General features: G+C 70.5%; 14 protein-coding genes. 5 read left to right on the forward strand and 9 right to left on the reverse strand.

The genetic code is table 11. The features are described 5' to 3' along the window. Positions 1-44: 44 nt before the first annotated feature. A complete protein-coding gene (locus LHP98_RS06515; protein ID WP_227251717.1) occupies positions 45-2216 on the forward strand; it encodes a tetratricopeptide repeat-containing sulfotransferase family protein in 2172 nt (723 codons plus the stop codon). Between the two features lie 4 nt (positions 2217-2220). Beyond that, positions 2221-2883: a YggS family pyridoxal phosphate-dependent enzyme gene (locus LHP98_RS06520; protein ID WP_227251718.1), complete on the forward strand. Its 663-nt coding sequence runs from the start codon at positions 2221-2223 to the stop codon at positions 2881-2883. Here the strand turns inward: LHP98_RS06520 and LHP98_RS06525 are convergent. From LHP98_RS06525 to ribA, 3 genes are read right to left on the reverse strand one after another with little or no spacing between them, the layout of a single operon-like run. After that, entirely contained in the window at positions 2880-4763 is a 1884-nt protein-coding gene (locus tag LHP98_RS06525) for an alpha-amylase family protein (RefSeq protein WP_227251719.1), read from the reverse strand. The genes LHP98_RS06520 and LHP98_RS06525 overlap by 4 nt on opposite strands. Positions 4764-4821: 58 nt before the next feature. Next, a complete protein-coding gene (locus LHP98_RS06530) occupies positions 4822-5325 on the reverse strand; it encodes a L,D-transpeptidase family protein (protein ID WP_227251720.1) in 504 nt (167 codons plus the stop codon). Next, the gene (gene ribA / locus LHP98_RS06535) at positions 5322-6410 is read right to left on the reverse strand and encodes a GTP cyclohydrolase II (protein ID WP_227251721.1); all 1089 of its coding nucleotides are present in this window, start codon (positions 6408-6410) and stop codon (positions 5322-5324) included. Before ribA ends, LHP98_RS06530 begins: the two co-directional genes overlap by 4 nt. A 149-nt stretch (positions 6411-6559) precedes the next feature. On the opposite strand from ribA, the gene LHP98_RS06540 reads away from it, so the two are divergent. Then, complete coding sequence (locus LHP98_RS06540) at positions 6560-7246, forward strand: response regulator transcription factor (RefSeq protein ID WP_227251722.1); 687 nt, start codon at positions 6560-6562, stop codon at positions 7244-7246. A 151-nt stretch (positions 7247-7397) separates the two neighbouring features. Here the strand turns inward: LHP98_RS06540 and LHP98_RS06545 are convergent, their stop codons facing one another. Next, positions 7398-8618, reverse strand: coding sequence for an MFS transporter (locus LHP98_RS06545; RefSeq protein ID WP_227251723.1), 1221 nt, complete (start codon positions 8616-8618; stop codon positions 7398-7400). 224 nt (positions 8619-8842) lie between these two features. On the opposite strand from LHP98_RS06545, the gene LHP98_RS06550 reads away from it, so the two are divergent. Beyond that, positions 8843-9631, forward strand: a complete 789-nt coding sequence (locus LHP98_RS06550; RefSeq protein ID WP_227251724.1) for an exodeoxyribonuclease III — start codon at positions 8843-8845, stop codon at positions 9629-9631. Between the two features lie 80 nt (positions 9632-9711). Here the strand turns inward: LHP98_RS06550 and LHP98_RS06555 are convergent, their stop codons facing one another. The 5 genes from LHP98_RS06555 to LHP98_RS06575 all read right to left on the reverse strand — a co-directional run bounded on the left by LHP98_RS06555 (position 9712) and on the right by LHP98_RS06575 (position 14014). Further along, on the reverse strand, positions 9712-10023 hold the full coding sequence (locus tag LHP98_RS06555; protein WP_227251725.1) for an SH3 domain-containing protein: 312 nt from the start codon (positions 10021-10023) through the stop codon (positions 9712-9714). Positions 10024-10136: 113 nt separating this feature from the next. Then, positions 10137-11960, reverse strand: a complete 1824-nt coding sequence (locus LHP98_RS06560) for an adenylate/guanylate cyclase domain-containing protein (RefSeq protein WP_227251726.1) — start codon at positions 11958-11960, stop codon at positions 10137-10139. After that, entirely contained in the window at positions 11953-12609 is a 657-nt protein-coding gene (locus tag LHP98_RS06565; RefSeq protein ID WP_227251727.1) for a Crp/Fnr family transcriptional regulator, read from the reverse strand. Before LHP98_RS06565 ends, LHP98_RS06560 begins: the two co-directional genes overlap by 8 nt. Before the next feature lie 38 nt (positions 12610-12647). After that, complete coding sequence (locus LHP98_RS06570; RefSeq protein WP_227251728.1) at positions 12648-13253, reverse strand: FecR domain-containing protein; 606 nt, start codon at positions 13251-13253, stop codon at positions 12648-12650. An 89-nt stretch (positions 13254-13342) separates the two neighbouring features. Next, positions 13343-14014 carry a hypothetical protein gene (locus LHP98_RS06575; RefSeq protein WP_227251729.1) on the reverse strand — a complete coding sequence of 224 codons (672 nt, stop codon included), beginning with the start codon at positions 14012-14014 and terminating at the stop codon, positions 13343-13345. Between the two features lie 250 nt (positions 14015-14264). Between LHP98_RS06575 and LHP98_RS06580 the strand changes: the two genes are divergently transcribed. Then, a complete protein-coding gene (locus LHP98_RS06580; RefSeq protein WP_227251730.1) occupies positions 14265-15443 on the forward strand; it encodes an aminotransferase class I/II-fold pyridoxal phosphate-dependent enzyme in 1179 nt (392 codons plus the stop codon). Positions 15444-15446: the final 3 nt, after the last annotated feature.

Consider the following 15446-nt stretch of genomic DNA (forward strand, 5'->3'; position numbering starts at 1 on the left):
GGCGCTAGGGTGCGCGCGTCGTTGATGACTGACCGGAGCGCGCCATGGCCGACCCCGCCAAGACTGGCCTGAAGACCGCCTATGCAGCGGCGATGGCCCGTCTGCAAGCCGGCCGCAAGGCCGAGGCGCTGGAGCTGTTCGGGGCAATCCACGCCGCCAACCCGCGCATCGCCGAGGTCGAATACCAGATCGCCCGGCTGTTCACCGAATTCGACCGCTTCGACCGCGCCCTGACCCATGCCGAGGCCGCGGCCGCGCTGGCCCCCGCCCAACCGGCGGTCTGGACAGCCTGGGCCGAAACCGCCGCGCTGGACGGCCGTGCCCCGGCGCGCAAGGCCTGTCTCGCGGCGCTGAAAGCCGCCCCCCTGCCGCCCGACCTGCGCCAGACCCTGGCTGCCCGCTTTGGCCCCGCGGCCGCGCAATCGCGGCCCGCCACCGGCGGGGCGCCGGCACCGGCACTCAAGGCGCTGCTGGCCCTTGTCAGTGCCGGCAAGCACGCCGAGGCCGAGGCCGAGGCGGCCCGCATCCTGTCGGCACACCCCGGCTGCGCGCTGGCCGCCAATGTTCGCGGCGCCGCGCTGGCCGCCCTGGGCCGTCCAGACGAAGCGCTGGCGGCCTATCGCGGCGCGCTGGCCATCGACGCCGGCTATGCCGAGGCGCATGCCAACATGGCCCCGGTGCTGGCCCACCTGGGCCGGCTGCCCGAGGCGATTGCGACCTATCGCGCCGCCATCGCCCGCGCGCCCGACCTGCTGACGGCGCTGAACGGGTTGGGCCAGTTGCTGCTGACCCAGGGCCAACCCAAGCCCGCGCTGCACTGGCTGGACCGCGCCGCCGCCCTGGCCCCCGACCGGGCCGACATCGCCCAGGCCCAGGGCAATGCCCTGACCGTGCTGCGCGACTACCCCGCTGCCGTTGCGGCCTTTGACCGCGCCGTGCGGCTGACCCGCCGCAAGGCCGCGCTGCCGCTGATGATGCTGGCGCAAGCCAGGGCCCATGTCGGCGACGACGCCCGCGCCGAAGCCGATTTCGCCGCCGCCCGCGCGCTGGAGCCGAAGAACGCGGTGATCCTGGGCGCCGACGGCGTCTTTCTGCAGGGCCTTGGGCGGTTTGCCGAAGCCGAGGCCCGCTTTCTGGACGCGATCGCCGGCGACCCTGCCGCGGGCGAGCCGTATCGGCTGTACTACGCCTCGCACAAGGCGCGCGCGGATGAGCCGATGCTGGCCCAGATGCAGGCCCGCTTTGCCGACCCCGCCACGCCCGACCGCGACCGAATGGCATTGGGCTTTGCCCTGGCCAAGGCGCTGGAGGATGTGAAGGACCACGCCCGCGTGTTCGACTATCTTGACCCGGCGAATGCGCTGATGCGCAAGCTGCACCCCTATGACATTGCCGAACGCGAGGATCAGGTGTCGCGCCTGATCGAGGCGATGGAGGGGATGGACTGGGAGGGGACGCGCGTCCCCGACCCGACCGCGGCCGCGCCGATCTTTGTCACCGGGATGCCGCGGTCGGGAACGACCCTGGTCGAGCAGATCATCGCCAGCCATTCCCGCGTCACCGGCGCGGGCGAACTGGCCGATGGCACAGTGTCCGCGCTAAGGCTGCTGGTCGGCGGGTCTGGCGGCGGATTCCGCCGCGCCCCGGGCATTCCGCCGGCCGATTTCGCCCGGCTGGGCTACGACTATGCCGCGATGATCCGCAGCCGGTTTCCGCAGGCCGACCGCATCACCGACAAGTCGATCCAGACCTACCTGACGCTGGGCCTTGCCCGGCTGGCGATGCCCAAGGCCCGCTTCATTGTGGTGCGCCGCGATCCGCGCGACACCCTGCTGTCGATCTACAAGAACGTCTTCCCTGAAGGCACCCACCTTTACGCCTATGATCAGGTCGACCTCGCCCGCACCTATTCGACCTTCGTCCGCATGGTCGATTTCTGGCGTGCCCGCGTGCCCGGCTGGTTCCACGAGATCCAGTATGAGGATCTGGTCGCCGACCCCGAGCCGCAATCGCGCGCCCTGATCGCCGCCTGCGGGCTGGACTGGGAGGAGGCCTGCCTGAATTTCCACCAGAACACCCGCAAGGTGGAAACGCTGAGCGTCTGGCAGGTGCGGCAGCCGATCTCCAGCGGTTCGGTCCGCGCGTGGGAGCGGTATGCCGACCGGCTGGCCCCGATGATCGACCGGCTGCGCGCCGACGGGCACATCAAGGACTGACGTGATGGCACTGGCAGAGATCAACGCACGGGTGCGCGCGGCGGAACGGGCGGCGGGGCGGCCCGAGGGCAGCGTCCGGCTGATCGCGGTGTCGAAGGTGCAGCCCGAGGCGCGGGTCCGGGCGGTGCTGGACGCCGGCCACCGGGTGTTCGGCGAGAACTACGTGCAGGAGGCGGCAGCGAAATGGCCGGCCTGGAAGGCACGGTTTCCGGGGGTGGAGCTGCACATGATCGGGCCGTTGCAGACCAACAAGGCCAAGGTCGCGGTCGAGTTGTTCGACGCGATCCACACCGTCGATCGGCCCTCGCTGGCGGAAAGGCTGGCCCGGCTGGCCGAGGCCCGGGGGGCCTGCCCGCAGCTTTTCGTGCAGGTGAACACCGGGGCCGAGCCGCAGAAGGCGGGCGTTCTGCCGGATGAGACCGATGGCTTCGTGGCCGCGGTGCGCGGCATGGGCCTGCCGGTGCAGGGCCTGATGTGCATTCCGCCCGAAGGGCAGGACAGCACCCCGCATTTCGCGATGCTGGCGGCGCTGGCCGCCCGCAACGGCCTGACCGGGTTGTCGATGGGCATGAGCGCGGATTTCGAAGCCGCCATCGCGGCGGGCGCCACCCATGTCCGCGTCGGCAGCGCGATCTTCGGCGACCGCGACTACGGCGGACGCGCCTAGGTCAGCCAGAGGCGCGCATAGGGCGGCAGGGCGATCTGGCCCTGAGGCGCGGCAACCGGGTGGTCCGACAGCGCGTCGTGCATCAGGCTGGCGCCTTCCGCCCGCGCCCAGGTTTCGGAGAGCTGCGTCCAACCTTCGGTGAAGTTGAACAGGCCCAGGATCGCCCCGATCGGCGCGGCCCGGCGAAAGGCGAAGACGCCCGGCACGCCGGTTTGCAGCACCTGCGTCGGGTGCGCGGCATGCAGCCCCGGCGTGGTGCGGCGACGGGCGAGGATGGCCTTGGTTCCCCGGAACACCCGCGCCGCCGGGGTCTCGGCGGTGTGGCGCGTCGCCGCCAGTGCCCAGTCGATGCGCGGGCGATGCACCCAGCGGCTGTCATGGGCATGGGAGGGATCGCTCAGATACGAATGGTCGTTCGTGAACGCGAGTTCATCTCCCATATAGATCAAGGGGATGCCGCCGAAGCTGGCGATCAGCGCGTGGCCCAGCAGGATGCGCTGCACGGCAAGGTCCACCTCGGCGGGGTCGGCGTCTGCAAGGCCCTTCTCCAGCCCGGCCAGGCTGGCAAAGCTGCCCGATACCCGCTTGTCGCCGGTGGCCGGGTTGACCTGGAACAACGCGCCCCGGGCGAAGCTGCCGGGAAAGCTGCCGTCGTAGAAATCCGACAGGAAGGCGCGATGAGCGTGGCCCGAGAAGCCCAGGGCGCGCGCGTCCTCGTCCGTCACCGCCCAGCCGATGTCATCATGGCAGCGGATGTAGGTGGCATAGGTCGCGTTGGTCAGCCGGTCGGGGAAATGCGTGCCCAGCACATGCGTCATCAACCGCGTATCGCGGGTGGCCAGCGCGCTCCAGAATTGCACCATCAGGCTGTTGTGGTAGGCGAGGTTGCCCTCGCGCCCGTCATGCCGGCCGCGGCCGAGATAGGGCAGCATCTCGGCGGGCGCGACGATCGCCTCGGCCAGATGAATGACCGCCGGCGCCGCGATGCGGCTGCAGGCCCGCAACGCCTGCAGGATCATGTGGACCTCGGGTTCCGACTGGCAGCGGGTACCCGGGCGCTTCCACATGAAGGCCACGGCGTCCAGGCGCAGCACGTCAACGCCCTTGTTGGCCAGGTGCAGCATCACCTCGACGATTTCCAGAAAGACCTGCGGGTTGGCCCAGTTCAGGTCCCACTGATGTTCGTTGAAGGTGGTCCAGACCCATTTGCCGATCTGCGGGTAATGGGTGAAGTTGCCGGGCGCGTTGTCGGGGAAGACCTCGACAAGGGTTTCCTCAAACCGCTTTGGCATCGTCTCCGAATCGAACATCAGGTAGTAGTCCTGATACTTGCGCTCGCCCTTAGCGGCCTTTTTCGCCCAGGCGTGTTCCTTGGCGGTGTGGTTCAGCACCAGATCGACGCAAAGCGAGATGCCGCGGTCGCGCAGGGCACGGGCGGCGGTTTCCAGATCGGCCATCGTGCCCAGCGCGGGGTTCACCGCGCGGTAGTCCATCACCGAATAGCCGCCGTCGCTGTCGCCGGGGCGCGGCTTCAGGCAGGGCATGAAATGCACGTAGCTGATGCCCAGGTCCTGCAGGTAATCCAGCCTTTCCAGCACCTTGGGGATCGTGCCGGCAAACCTGTCGATGTAGAACACATACCCCGCCATGTCGGGGCGCTGGAACCAGTCGGGTTCAAGGTCGCGCTTCAGGTCAAGGTGCTTGAGGTCGGCCGGACGGTCCGCCCAGGCCCGGCGCAGCGCCTTGAGCAGCGCCGCCCGGAACGCCGGATACTCGGCCCGCGCGCCATACAGCGCCTCGAGCATCGGCCAGAGGTCGGGCGCCGAGCGTTCCAGCCGCAGCGCGAAGATCTCGTCTTCCGCGGAAAGCGGCTTGGCCATGGTCGTCCCCCCGTTTTGCGCACAGGTTAGGAAAGCCAAAGCGGTTTGGAAAGCAGAATCAGCCAGGCACGATCAGCCGGCCGCCGGGCGACAGGCGATTGGCGATCCACCGAAGGTCAGGCCGCGAGAACGCCACGCAGCCGGCGGTGGGGAACCCGGGCCGCCGCCAGGCGTGCAGGAAGATGGCCGAGCCGCGGCCCTTCTCGGGATAGGGCCAGTTCCAGTCGGTGATCAGCACAAGGTCATACAGCGGATCGGCCCGCCGCAGGCTTTCGTGCGAGAACCGGTGCGGGGCGCGGACCATCAGGTTGTAGTCGGGGTCGCGCAGATCGTCCGACCACAGGTCGCCGGGCCCGATGGGAACGGCCCATCCGGGCACCTGCCCGCGCGCCAGCCGGTCGGGGCGAAAGAGGCAACCGACGATGCGGTGCATGCCGGCGGGGGTGCAGCCATCGCCCTCGCGCTTGTGCCGGGTGATGCCGCCGCGGCCCAGCGTGCAGGGAAACCGCCGGCCGGCAAAACGCGCGCCCATCGGCGTGACGACGATATCTTCGACGCTCACAAGAGATGCCCCGACTTGGCGGCCTTGGTCGCCAGATAGCCGGCATTCTGTGGCGTGTGGCCGACCTTGAGCGGCACCCGCTCGGCCACCGTCAGGCCGCAGGATTCCAGCATCGCCACCTTGCGCGGGTTGTTGGTCAACAGACGCACCGCGGAAAAACCCATCTTGCGCAGGATCTCGGCGCCGATGCGGAAATCGCGCTCGTCGTCTTCAAAGCCCAGCCGGTGGTTGGCCTCGACCGTGTCGAACCCCTGATCCTGCAAGGCATAGGCGCGCAGCTTGTTGGCAAGGCCGATCCCCCGCCCCTCCTGGTTCAGGTAGAGCAGCACGCCGGCGCCTGCCTCGCCCATCTGGGCCAGAGCTGCGCGCAGCTGCGGGCCGCAGTCGCATTTCAGCGACCCCAGCACATCGCCGGTGAAACAGGCCGAGTGCAGCCGGGCCAGAACGGGGCGGGCGCGGTCGGGCTGGCCCACCTCGATGGCGTAATGCTCATCCCCGCCGTCCTCGGGGCGGAAGATGTGCACTCGGCCCAGGCCCGCCGCGGCGATCGGCAGGCGGGCGGCAACCACCTCATCCAGGGGCGAGAGCCGGGCCAGTTCGGGCGCGATCTCGTCCAGCCGCAACAGCGTCAGCGCGTTCTCTGCGGCCAGCACAAGTGGATGGTCCACCCGCACCAAGAGCGCCGCCGGCAGCAGCCGCGCCGACTTGGCCAGCGCCAGCGCCGCCCGGTGCAGCCCGGCCCCGCCGCCGCGCATGGCCCGCAACGGCCCCTTCATCGGCACCCGCAGGTCATCAACCGGGTCGGCCAGCGCGGCGATCCAGTCCACGTCGGCTTCGGCCGGCACCGCCACCCGCACAAGGTCTGTATCATAGGCCGCCGTCTTGAGCGTCACCGCCCGGCGCGCCGTCAGCGCCAGTTCAGGCAGACCGAACCGCCGCAGGTCGGCCAGCCGCGCCGGGGTCAACGCCTCGACCGCCACGGCCAGCGCCGCCTCACCCGCCCCGGTCAGCACCACCGGCACGCCCATGCGCAGATCGCCCCGCGCGCGGGTCATCCGTTCGACGATGCTGGGGGCAAGGGTCATGGCGCTCTCCTGCCCCCTTGCATACCCGCGCGATGACAGGATTGAAACATTCGCCGCGCCGGCGACACGTCCGCGTGACGGGGCCGTTGCAATTCTTGCGGGTTGCGTGACCCGGGCGCATGTGAACCTCACAAGAAACGGAGGCCCCCATGGCAACCCTGCGGAAAATCCTTCTGGTCGACGATGACGACGACCTGCGCGAGGCGCTTTCGGAACAGCTGGTGATGACCGAGGACTTCGACGTGTTCGAGGCCCGCACCGGCGCCGAGGGCATGGAGAAGGCCAAGGCCGCGATCTACGACCTGGTGATCCTGGACGTGGGCCTGCCCGATACCGACGGCCGCGAGCTGTGCCGCCGGATGCGCAAGGTGGGCGTGAAATGCCCGATCATGATGCTGACCGGCCATGACACCGACAGCGACACCATCCTGGGCCTTGATTCGGGCGCCAATGATTATGTCACCAAGCCGTTCAAGTTTCCGGTCCTGCTGGCCCGAATCCGGGCGCAATTGCGCACGCATGAACAGTCGGAAGACGCGATCTTCCAGCTTGGTCCCTATACCTTCAAGCCGGCCCAGAAGATGCTGCTGGACGAGCGGGAAAAGAAGATCCGGCTGACCGAGAAAGAGACCAACATCCTGAAATTCCTGTATCGCGCGCAGTCGGGCGTGGTCGCACGGGACGTGCTGCTGCATGAGGTCTGGGGCTACAACGCGGGTGTCACCACCCACACGCTTGAGACCCACATCTACCGCCTGCGCCAGAAGATCGAGCCCGATCCTTCCAACGCGCGGCTGCTGGTCACCGAAAGCGGCGGCTACAGATTGGTCGCCTGAGCGCCGGAATCTCGCCGGATTCACGGTCTATTAACTGAAACGTGCGAGAGAGGTGATGTAGTCTCTTGCGACGGGTTCCCCTTGCCGTGCCGGGGTTATGACACGGCTCCTCCCTGTTGGACCTGGCCGGGCTTCGTGCCCGGCCTTTTTTTCAGTCCATCCGCAGGCGCAGGGTGATGTAGGCCAGGATCAGCACGGCCGCGCCCAGGCAGATTGCATAGGGCAGTTGCAGCGCGGCCACCGGGCCAAGCGGCGCGCCCAGGGCCACGATCGCGCCCCCGGTCAGGCTGCCAAAGGCCGAGGGCCCGGTGCCGAAGAACCGGTAGGCCGCGTTCACCCGGCCCAGCAGCGGCGCCGGGATGTGGCGTTGGCGATAGCTGACGGTGGCGATGTTCCACAACAGCGCGGTGAAGGCCTCGACCGCCATCGCGGTGCCGGCGGCCCAGGGGCTGCGGGTGAAACCCAGCGTCGCCGCGGCCAGCGCAAAGCCCGCCACGCCGATCACCAGCCCGGCCTTCGGCCCGGTGCGCCGCAGCACGGCGGGGCCGATCAGGCTGCCCGCCAGCCCGCCGCCCGCCACCGCGGCCATCATCACGCCATAGGCCGCCGGCCCCATGCCCAGCACCTCTTGCGCATACAGAACCACCAGCGCCCAGAAGATCGAGGCGGCAAAGTTGAACGCCCCCAGCGCCAGCGCCATCCGCCGCAGCACCGGATGCCGCCACAGGAACACCAGCCCCTCGCGCAGCGCCGGCCCGAAGGGCTGCGGTACCGCCTTGCGCGCCGGGGGCAGCGCCATCCGCAGCGTCAGCGCCACCGCGCCCGCCAGCATTGCCGCCTGCAGCCCGAAGGGCAGCGCCACCGCGACGCCGATCAGCAGGCCCGCCAGCGGTGGCCCGGCGAACTGACCCGCCACCTGCTCGGCGCTCCACAACAGGCCGTTGGCATCTTCAAGCCGGTCTTTCGGCACCACGGCGGGCAGGAAGCTTTGCGCGGTGTTGTCGCGCAAGACCTCGGCCGTGCCCAGGGCAAAGGCCAGCGCGGCCAGCAACATCGCAGCACCCGTGCCGGGCGGGGCCAGCAGGGCCAGCGCCAGCAGCGCCGCCGCCACCCCGACACGGGCCAGATCGGCGGCAACCAGCGCCCGGACATGGTCGAAACGGTCGGTCAGCACGCCCGCCGGCAGGGCGAACAAGAGCCAGGGCACCTGCCGCGCCGCCGCGACCAGCCCGATCAGCAGCGGATCGCGCGTCAGCAGGGTGGCAAGCCAGGGGATGGCCACCGCCACCACGCCATCCCCCAGGTTGGTGGCCGTGGACGAGGCGAACAGCAGGCGGAAATTGCGGGTCCGCCACAGCGTTGAGTCGAACATGCGCGCGACCCTGTCGCAGGCCGCAACCGGGGTCAAGCAACCCGGGGTTGTGGCCAAAAAGCCATGCATCGGAAGATTTGACCTACCTCAATTCTGCCGCCGGGAATTCCGTGGTATGCAGGGTTCACCTCCCTGTTGGACTAGGCCCGGCGCCCTTGTAGGACCCGGGCTTTTCTTTTGGCCGGCCTGCCCTTAGGTTCGCGCGCCGACCTGCGGAGCGCGCCATGGCCTTTACCCTTGCCACCTGGAACATCAATTCCGTCCGCCTGCGCGAAGGGTTGGTCACACGGCTGCTGGGGCAAGAGGCGCCCGATGTCCTGTGCCTGCAAGAGATCAAGACCCCACTGGACAAGTTCCCGGCCGAGGGGTTTGCGGCGCTGGGCTACCGCCACCTCGTGGCGCGCGGGCAAAAGGGCTATAACGGCGTCGCGATCCTGTCCAAGCTGCCCATCGAAGACGCCGGCGACAGCGACTATGCCCGCCTTGGCCATGCCCGCCACGTTGCGGCCCGGCTGGAAAACGGCGTGGTGATCCACAACTTCTATGTCCCCGCCGGGGGCGACATTCCCGACCGGGACCAGAACGTGAAGTTCGGCCAGAAGCTGGATTTCCTGACCGACATGCGCGACGCCTTCCGCGCCGACCGGCCCGCCCGCGCCATTCTGGTGGGCGATCTGAACATCGCCCCGCGCGAGGATGACGTCTGGAACCACAAGGCGCTGCTCAAGATCGTCAGCCACACGCCGGTTGAGGTGGCCCACCTGGCCGATGCGCAGGACGCCGGAAAATGGGTTGACGTGACCCGCGCCGACATTCCGCAGGGCCTGCTGTACAGCTGGTGGAGCTATCGCGCCCCCGACTGGGACAGCGCCGACAAGGGCCGCCGGCTGGATCACGTCTGGGCCACCCCCGACATCGCCGGGGCCGCGCATTCCAGCCGCATCCTGCGCGCCGCCCGCGGCTGGGACCAGCCTTCGGACCATGTGCCGGTCTTTGCCACCTTCGATCTGTGACCGAAAACCGGCGCCGCAAGGGGACTGCGGCGCCGAGCAGGCTGCAAAGGATCAGGTGCTGAAATGCAGGGGGGCGGGGTTCAGTAGCCGCTGGAATAGGTGTCGCCGCCTTCGTAGGCCTTCTTCTTGCCATAGCCGCAGTGGGCGTTCGATTCCGCCAGATACTTGCCCGAGACCCAGCCGCGCTGGCCTTCCCAGGAGATCTCGACCCAGCCGTCCTGCCAGCCATAGCTGTCAAGTGCGGCGCATTTCGGCAGGTAACCGATGACGTCGTAGTACGTTCCCGGGCCGGTGCGGAAGTTCACGCCGCCGGTCGTCCAGTGGCTGGCGGCCATGGCGGCGGCGGGCAGGGTGGCGGCGATCAGCGCGGCGGTGGCGAGGGTGCGGAACATGTCGTGTCTCCTGTCAGCGGGGGCGGTCGGCCGGGCGGATCATCCGCAGCGGCCCCGATGAGAGACAGGTTAGAGGAGGGGCGCGGCCCCGGCTGTTCCGCGCGGAACAGGCGTCAGGGCAGGGTGAAAAGCTGCATCCGGCCGAAACTGCGCACCTCGGCCTCGCCCAGCGGCCGAAGCGGACGCCGGGCCGCCGCCGCCGCTGCCGGGCCGATGATGACATCGGGGCCCAGCACCTTGCCGGCCTCTTGCAGCCTTGCGGCCAGGTTCACCGCCGGGCCGTGCGCGGTATAGTCGATCCTTGCCCCGCCGCCCACGTCGCCCAGGATCGCCGGGCCGGTTTCCACCCCGATCCGGGTGCGCCCCAGCCCCAGCGCGGGCCGCAGGGATTCGGTCGCGGCGCTGATCTCGAAGGCGGCGGCCAGGGCGGCATCGACATGCCCCGGCTGATCCAGCGGCGCGTTGAACAGCGCGTGCACGGCATCGCCGACGATCTTGTCGATCATGCCGCCGTGCCGCAGCACCGCCGCCGTCACCGCCGCGAAATAGCGGTCCAGCGTGGCGATCAGTTGTTCGGGCGGCAGGCTGGCGACCAGGGTCGAAAAGCCCTCAAGGTCGGTGAACAGCGCCGTCACCTCGCGCCGCTCTCCGGCCAGCCGCAACAGCCGCGGGTCGTCGGCCAGGCGGGCCACCACAGGCCCGGGCAGAAGCTGCCCCATCCGCGCGCGCAAGGCCCGCTCGGCCCGCGCCGAGGCCGCCGCCTGCACCACCAGCGCCAGAAGCGCCGCGCCGACCAGCGCCGCCGCCGGGACGGCCGGATCGACCAGCGCCCCGGTCGCCCGCTGTGCCGCCACGGCGCCCCCGGCCCAGACGGCGCCCAGCCCCAGGGCCGTCGCAAAGGCCCGGAGCGGTGCCAGCCGCGCCAGCGCCAAGGCCAACAGCAGGCCGCCCAAGGCCAGCCCCGCGGCCTCGGCCCAGACGGCCCAACCCGGCCGCCAGGGCAGGCGGCCGGCCAGCAGCCCCTCGGCCAGGTCGGCCGCGATCTGGACCGACGGGTAGAGCGGATCGCCCGCCACCGGCCGCAGGCCGCCGCGTTGCGGCAGGGACGAGCCGACGAAGACCACCGCCCCCGCCAGCCGCTCGGGCGGCACACGGCCGGCCAGCACCGCCTCGGCCGGCACCGTGCGGGCCAGCCGCGCCGCCGTATCGCGCGGCACGAAGCGCAGCGTTCCGGCCAGGTCCAGCGGGAAGGTCGCCGCCCCGGCGCGCAGGGTCATGCCCTTGCGGCCGTCTTCGGCGGCGATCACCGGCATTTCCAGCGCGCCCGCCCGCCGCAGCGCCTCGATGGGCAATGAGGGCCAGGCGACGCCGCCCACCGTCACCGCCGCCGGCACGCTGCGCACCCGCGCCGTGCCGTCGCCGGGCAGCGAGACCGACCCCAGCGTGGCCGCCGCCATCAGCGCCGGGCAAGGCACCTCGGCCGCCGGGGCCGCCCAAAGGCGCGTCAGCGCCGGCGCGGAGACCGCCAGAACCGGAGGCGGTTGCGGCGCCGGCCCCGCGGCGCCCGACAGAAGGAACCCCAGCACCGTGGGCGACTTGGCGACGGCCGCTGCCAGCGCCGTGGTCGCCGCGCCGTCGCAACCGCCGGCAAAGACCACGTCCCAGGCCACCACCTTCGGCCCGGCCAGCGCCAAGGCCTCGGCCAGACGGGCGCTGGCGGCCCGGTCCCAGGGCTGGCCGGCCTGATCGACCGCGCCGATGTCGACGACGACCACCGCCCCGCCCGCGCCGGGCCGCAGCAGCGCGTCGAACACCCGCTCTTGCGCCGCGGCCAGCACCGCCGGGCGCCACGCCAGCCCCGCCGCGCCGGCCAGGCACAGCGCCAGTGCCACCAGCCCGGCCTGCACCCGGCGCCAGCGGCGCGGCGGCTTAGTCATCCGCCGCCGCCTCGGCCCTGAGGAGCGCCAGATCGCAGGCCCAGACGCCGCCTTCGTCGCGCAGCACGCCTTCGTCGCGGAAATCCTGCAGCACCCGGTTCACCTTGGGCCGGCTGGCGCCCAAGAGCGCCGCCAACTCGCCCTGGTTCAGGCCATGGGCGATCCGCGCCCCTTCGGGGATGTCGTCGCCGTGCAACTGCCCCAGCGCGAACAGGAAGAACCGCGCCACCCGGGCGCGCAACTGGTAAAGCGCGATCGATTCCAGCTGCCCCGTGGTGCCGCGCAGCATCGCGCAAAGATGCGCCAGCGCCGCCTCGCTCAGGCCCGGATGCGCCGCGGCGATCTGGCGGAAGCCGCGGCGGGTCAGCACCCAGCCGGTCACCGGCCCCGCCGCCGTGGCATCGGCCGACCGCGGCTGGGCGTCGAAGACGGCCAGTTCGCCCAGCATCTCGCCAGCCTCGGCCTGCCGCAGCACCAGTTCGCGACCCGAGGCGGTCAGCAGCGACACCTTCACCCGGCCGGTTTCAAGCGCCACCAGCCAGTCGCCCGGATCGCCGCGCTGGAACAGCACCTCGCCCGGCCCCCAGCGCCGCGCCTGCGCGGCGGCGGCCACCGCATCCAGCGCGGCCCCGTCAAGGCCCGCGAACATGCGGAACGATTTCCAGAACCCGCGCCCGGCCATGGCGCTCAGGGCGTCAGGCCCACGCTCTCGAACGCCTCTTGCACCCGCGGCGCGCCCCATTGCGCCACCTCGGAAGGCGGGCCGTCGGCCGTCAGGTTCACCCCGTCGCCCGGCCCCAACTCGCGGGTCACGCCGGCATTGGTCACCACCACGCGGCCGCGGTCGCAGAAGACGGCATACTCGCCACGGCTTGGGCCGACGAAGAACCGCGTGCCGCGCACGCCGATCTGGCCGAAACCGGTGTCAAAGGTCAGGTCCACCGGGGCCAGCCCCTCGGGCCGGTCAAAGACGATGGCCCCGCCGACCTGAATTTCGCCGCCCACATCGGCCAGATAGCGCGACAGCACCACCGTGGTCGCCGCGCCCATGTTCACCCGCGTGTCGGTTTCCAGGATCAGCAGCGCCAGCGCGTTCTCGCCGGTCAGCGCGGTGTCGCCCTCGGCCAGGGCCATGCCCGCCGACATCGGGGCCGGGGCGTCGTCATGCACCAGGGTCGCCTCGCCCGTCACCTCGGCCACCGAGCCGATGGGGGTCTGGGCCTGGGCGCGGCGGGGCAGAAAGGGCAGCACACCGGCGGCTAGAAGGGCGGCACGGCGGGTGAGGCGGACCATGAGCAATTCTCCGGGCAATCTGACGGACAAAGGTGTGCTGCAAAGCTAGCAAAGCGCAACCCGCCCGGCAACGGCGGGAACACGGACCCTCAGGCCGACAATCCGACGCTGGCGAAGGCCTCGGCCACGCGGTTGTCGGACCAGCGTGCCACCGCAGGCGGCAGGGCCGGCGCAGGCGCAAGCAGACCATCCGAGGGGTCCGCCTCGGGCAGGATCGCGGCGCCCGGCTGCAGCGGAAACGGAGACGGCAGGTCGATGCCCTCGCCCGCGGCCAGAACGACCTCGGTCGCGGGCGCCACCACGCGGGCCTTGCCGTCGCGCACGAAGACGGCGCTGCCCTTCAGGCTTTCGATGAAAACCTGGGCATCGGCCAGAAGCACCTGGAACTCGGCGCTGTTCACGGCCATCACGCTGGCCGGATCGGAGGCGCGGCGATCCACCACCAGGGTGCCCGAGACGGCAAGGCTGCCACCGCGGTCATGCGTCACCACCTGCAGCGCCATCTGCGTCTGCCGGCCGGCGTGAAGCCGCGTGCCATCGGGCAGGGCCAGTTCGACCGGACCCTCGGGGCCGGTGTCAAGGCTGCTGCCTGCGGGCAGGCGCTGACCTGGGCGCAGCGCGATGACGGTCGCGTCGGGCAGCGTCGCGACGGCGCCGCCGGCGGCGGCGACCACCTCGGCGGAGTCGGCCGCGGCCCGGACCTGAAGCGGCATCAGCGGCCAGAGGCCAACCGTCAGGGCAAGGCGGCGCGTCAGGATCATGTTGGAACCGATGGACGTTGCTTTCGCCAGCCTAGCCCGCAGCGCGGGTTGCGGACAAGGGCGGGCGCGGACCGCCAGGACGACGGGATGCACCGCGCCGGCGCCGGATCGGGAGCAGTGCCCGCCGACAAAAAAGCCACATCCGGGGGGATCAACCCCAAGGTCTGGCTGCGAAATTCTGGACCGATGCGAAACCTGCGGCTATCCTTGCGGTGAACGGGGCGCAACGATCCCGCGGCTTGAGGCAGCAATGGCGTTCCCAGAGCGGTTTTCGAACCTGCCTGACTATGCGTTTCCGCGCCTGCGGAAGCTGCTGGACAAACATGCGCCGGGGGGCGAGCCCATCGCCATGACCATCGGCGAGCCGCGCCATGCCATGCCGGATTTCGTCGGCCGCATCCTGGCCGAGAACCTGGCCGGCTTCGGGGTCTATCCCCCGAACGACGGCACGTCGGAACTGCTGGCCGCCATCGCGGGCTGGATCGCGCGCCGGTACGGGGTGGAGCTGTCGCAAGACCGCCTGATGGTGCTTAACGGCACCCGCGAGGGGCTGTTCAACGCCGCCATCGCGCTGTGCCCCGAGGAAAAGGCCGGAAAGCGCCCCGTGGTACTGATGCCGAACCCGTTCTACCAGGTCTATGCCGTGGCCGCCCTGGCCGTGGGGGCCGAGCCGGTCTATGTGCCCGCCACCGCCGCCACCGGCTTTCTGCCCGACTATGGCAGACTGCCGAAGGACATTCTTGACCGCACCGCCATCGCCTATATCTGCTCGCCCGCGAACCCGCAGGGGGCGGTCGCTTCGGCCGATTACCTGGCTGACCTGCTGGCACTGGCCGAACGCCATGACTTCCGCGTCTTCGCCGACGAGTGCTATTCGGAGATCTGGCGCAAGACGGCGCCGCCCGGCCTGCTGGCCGTGGCCCAGGCGCAGGGCGCCGACCCCGAGCGCGTCGCGGTGTTCCATTCGCTTTCAAAGCGGTCGAACCTGCCGGGCCTGCGGTCCGGTTTCGTTGCCGCCGGCCTTGAGGCCATGGCCCGCATCCGCCAGCTGCGCGCCTTTGCCGGCGCGCCGCTGCCCTTGCCGCTGCAACGGGTGGCCGAGGCCTGCTGGCAGGACGAAGCGCATGTCGAGGCCAGCCGCGCGCTGTATCAGCAGAAATTCCACGACGCGGCGCAGGTCTTTGCCGGCCACCAGGGCATTGCCCTGCCAGACGGCGGCTTTTTCCTGTGGCTTCCGGTGGAAGACGGCGAGGCGGCCGCATTGAAACTGTGGCGCGAGACCGGCGTGCGGGTATTGCCCGGCGCCTATCTGTCGCGCGACGTCGGGGACGAAAACCCCGGCAAGGGATACATCCGGGTCGCATTGGTGGCCCCAAGGCAAGAAACGCAGCGCGGGCTGACGCAGCTTCGCGACTGCTTGTACGATTGAAGG

This window comes from Rhodobacter sp. Har01 (assembly GCF_020564565.1).
GTDB lineage: Bacteria > Pseudomonadota > Alphaproteobacteria > Rhodobacterales > Rhodobacteraceae > Pseudogemmobacter.

Coding starts and splice junctions, on each gene's coding strand:
- LHP98_RS06515 (WP_227251717.1), top strand. CDS start 45: ATGGCCGACCCCGCCAAGACTGGCCTGAAGACCGCCTATGCAGCGGCG.
- LHP98_RS06520 (WP_227251718.1), top strand. CDS start 2,221: ATGGCACTGGCAGAGATCAACGCACGGGTGCGCGCGGCGGAACGGGCG.
- LHP98_RS06525 (WP_227251719.1), bottom strand. CDS start 4,763: ATGGCCAAGCCGCTTTCCGCGGAAGACGAGATCTTCGCGCTGCGGCTG.
- ribA (WP_227251721.1), bottom strand. CDS start 6,410: ATGACCCTTGCCCCCAGCATCGTCGAACGGATGACCCGCGCGCGGGGC.
- LHP98_RS06540 (WP_227251722.1), top strand. CDS start 6,560: ATGGCAACCCTGCGGAAAATCCTTCTGGTCGACGATGACGACGACCTG.
- LHP98_RS06545 (WP_227251723.1), bottom strand. CDS start 8,618: ATGTTCGACTCAACGCTGTGGCGGACCCGCAATTTCCGCCTGCTGTTC.
- LHP98_RS06550 (WP_227251724.1), top strand. CDS start 8,843: ATGGCCTTTACCCTTGCCACCTGGAACATCAATTCCGTCCGCCTGCGC.
- LHP98_RS06555 (WP_227251725.1), bottom strand. CDS start 10,023: ATGTTCCGCACCCTCGCCACCGCCGCGCTGATCGCCGCCACCCTGCCC.
- LHP98_RS06560 (WP_227251726.1), bottom strand. CDS start 11,960: ATGACTAAGCCGCCGCGCCGCTGGCGCCGGGTGCAGGCCGGGCTGGTG.
- LHP98_RS06565 (WP_227251727.1), bottom strand. CDS start 12,609: ATGTTCGCGGGCCTTGACGGGGCCGCGCTGGATGCGGTGGCCGCCGCC.
- LHP98_RS06570 (WP_227251728.1), bottom strand. CDS start 13,253: ATGGTCCGCCTCACCCGCCGTGCCGCCCTTCTAGCCGCCGGTGTGCTG.
- LHP98_RS06575 (WP_227251729.1), bottom strand. CDS start 14,014: ATGATCCTGACGCGCCGCCTTGCCCTGACGGTTGGCCTCTGGCCGCTG.
- LHP98_RS06580 (WP_227251730.1), top strand. CDS start 14,265: ATGGCGTTCCCAGAGCGGTTTTCGAACCTGCCTGACTATGCGTTTCCG.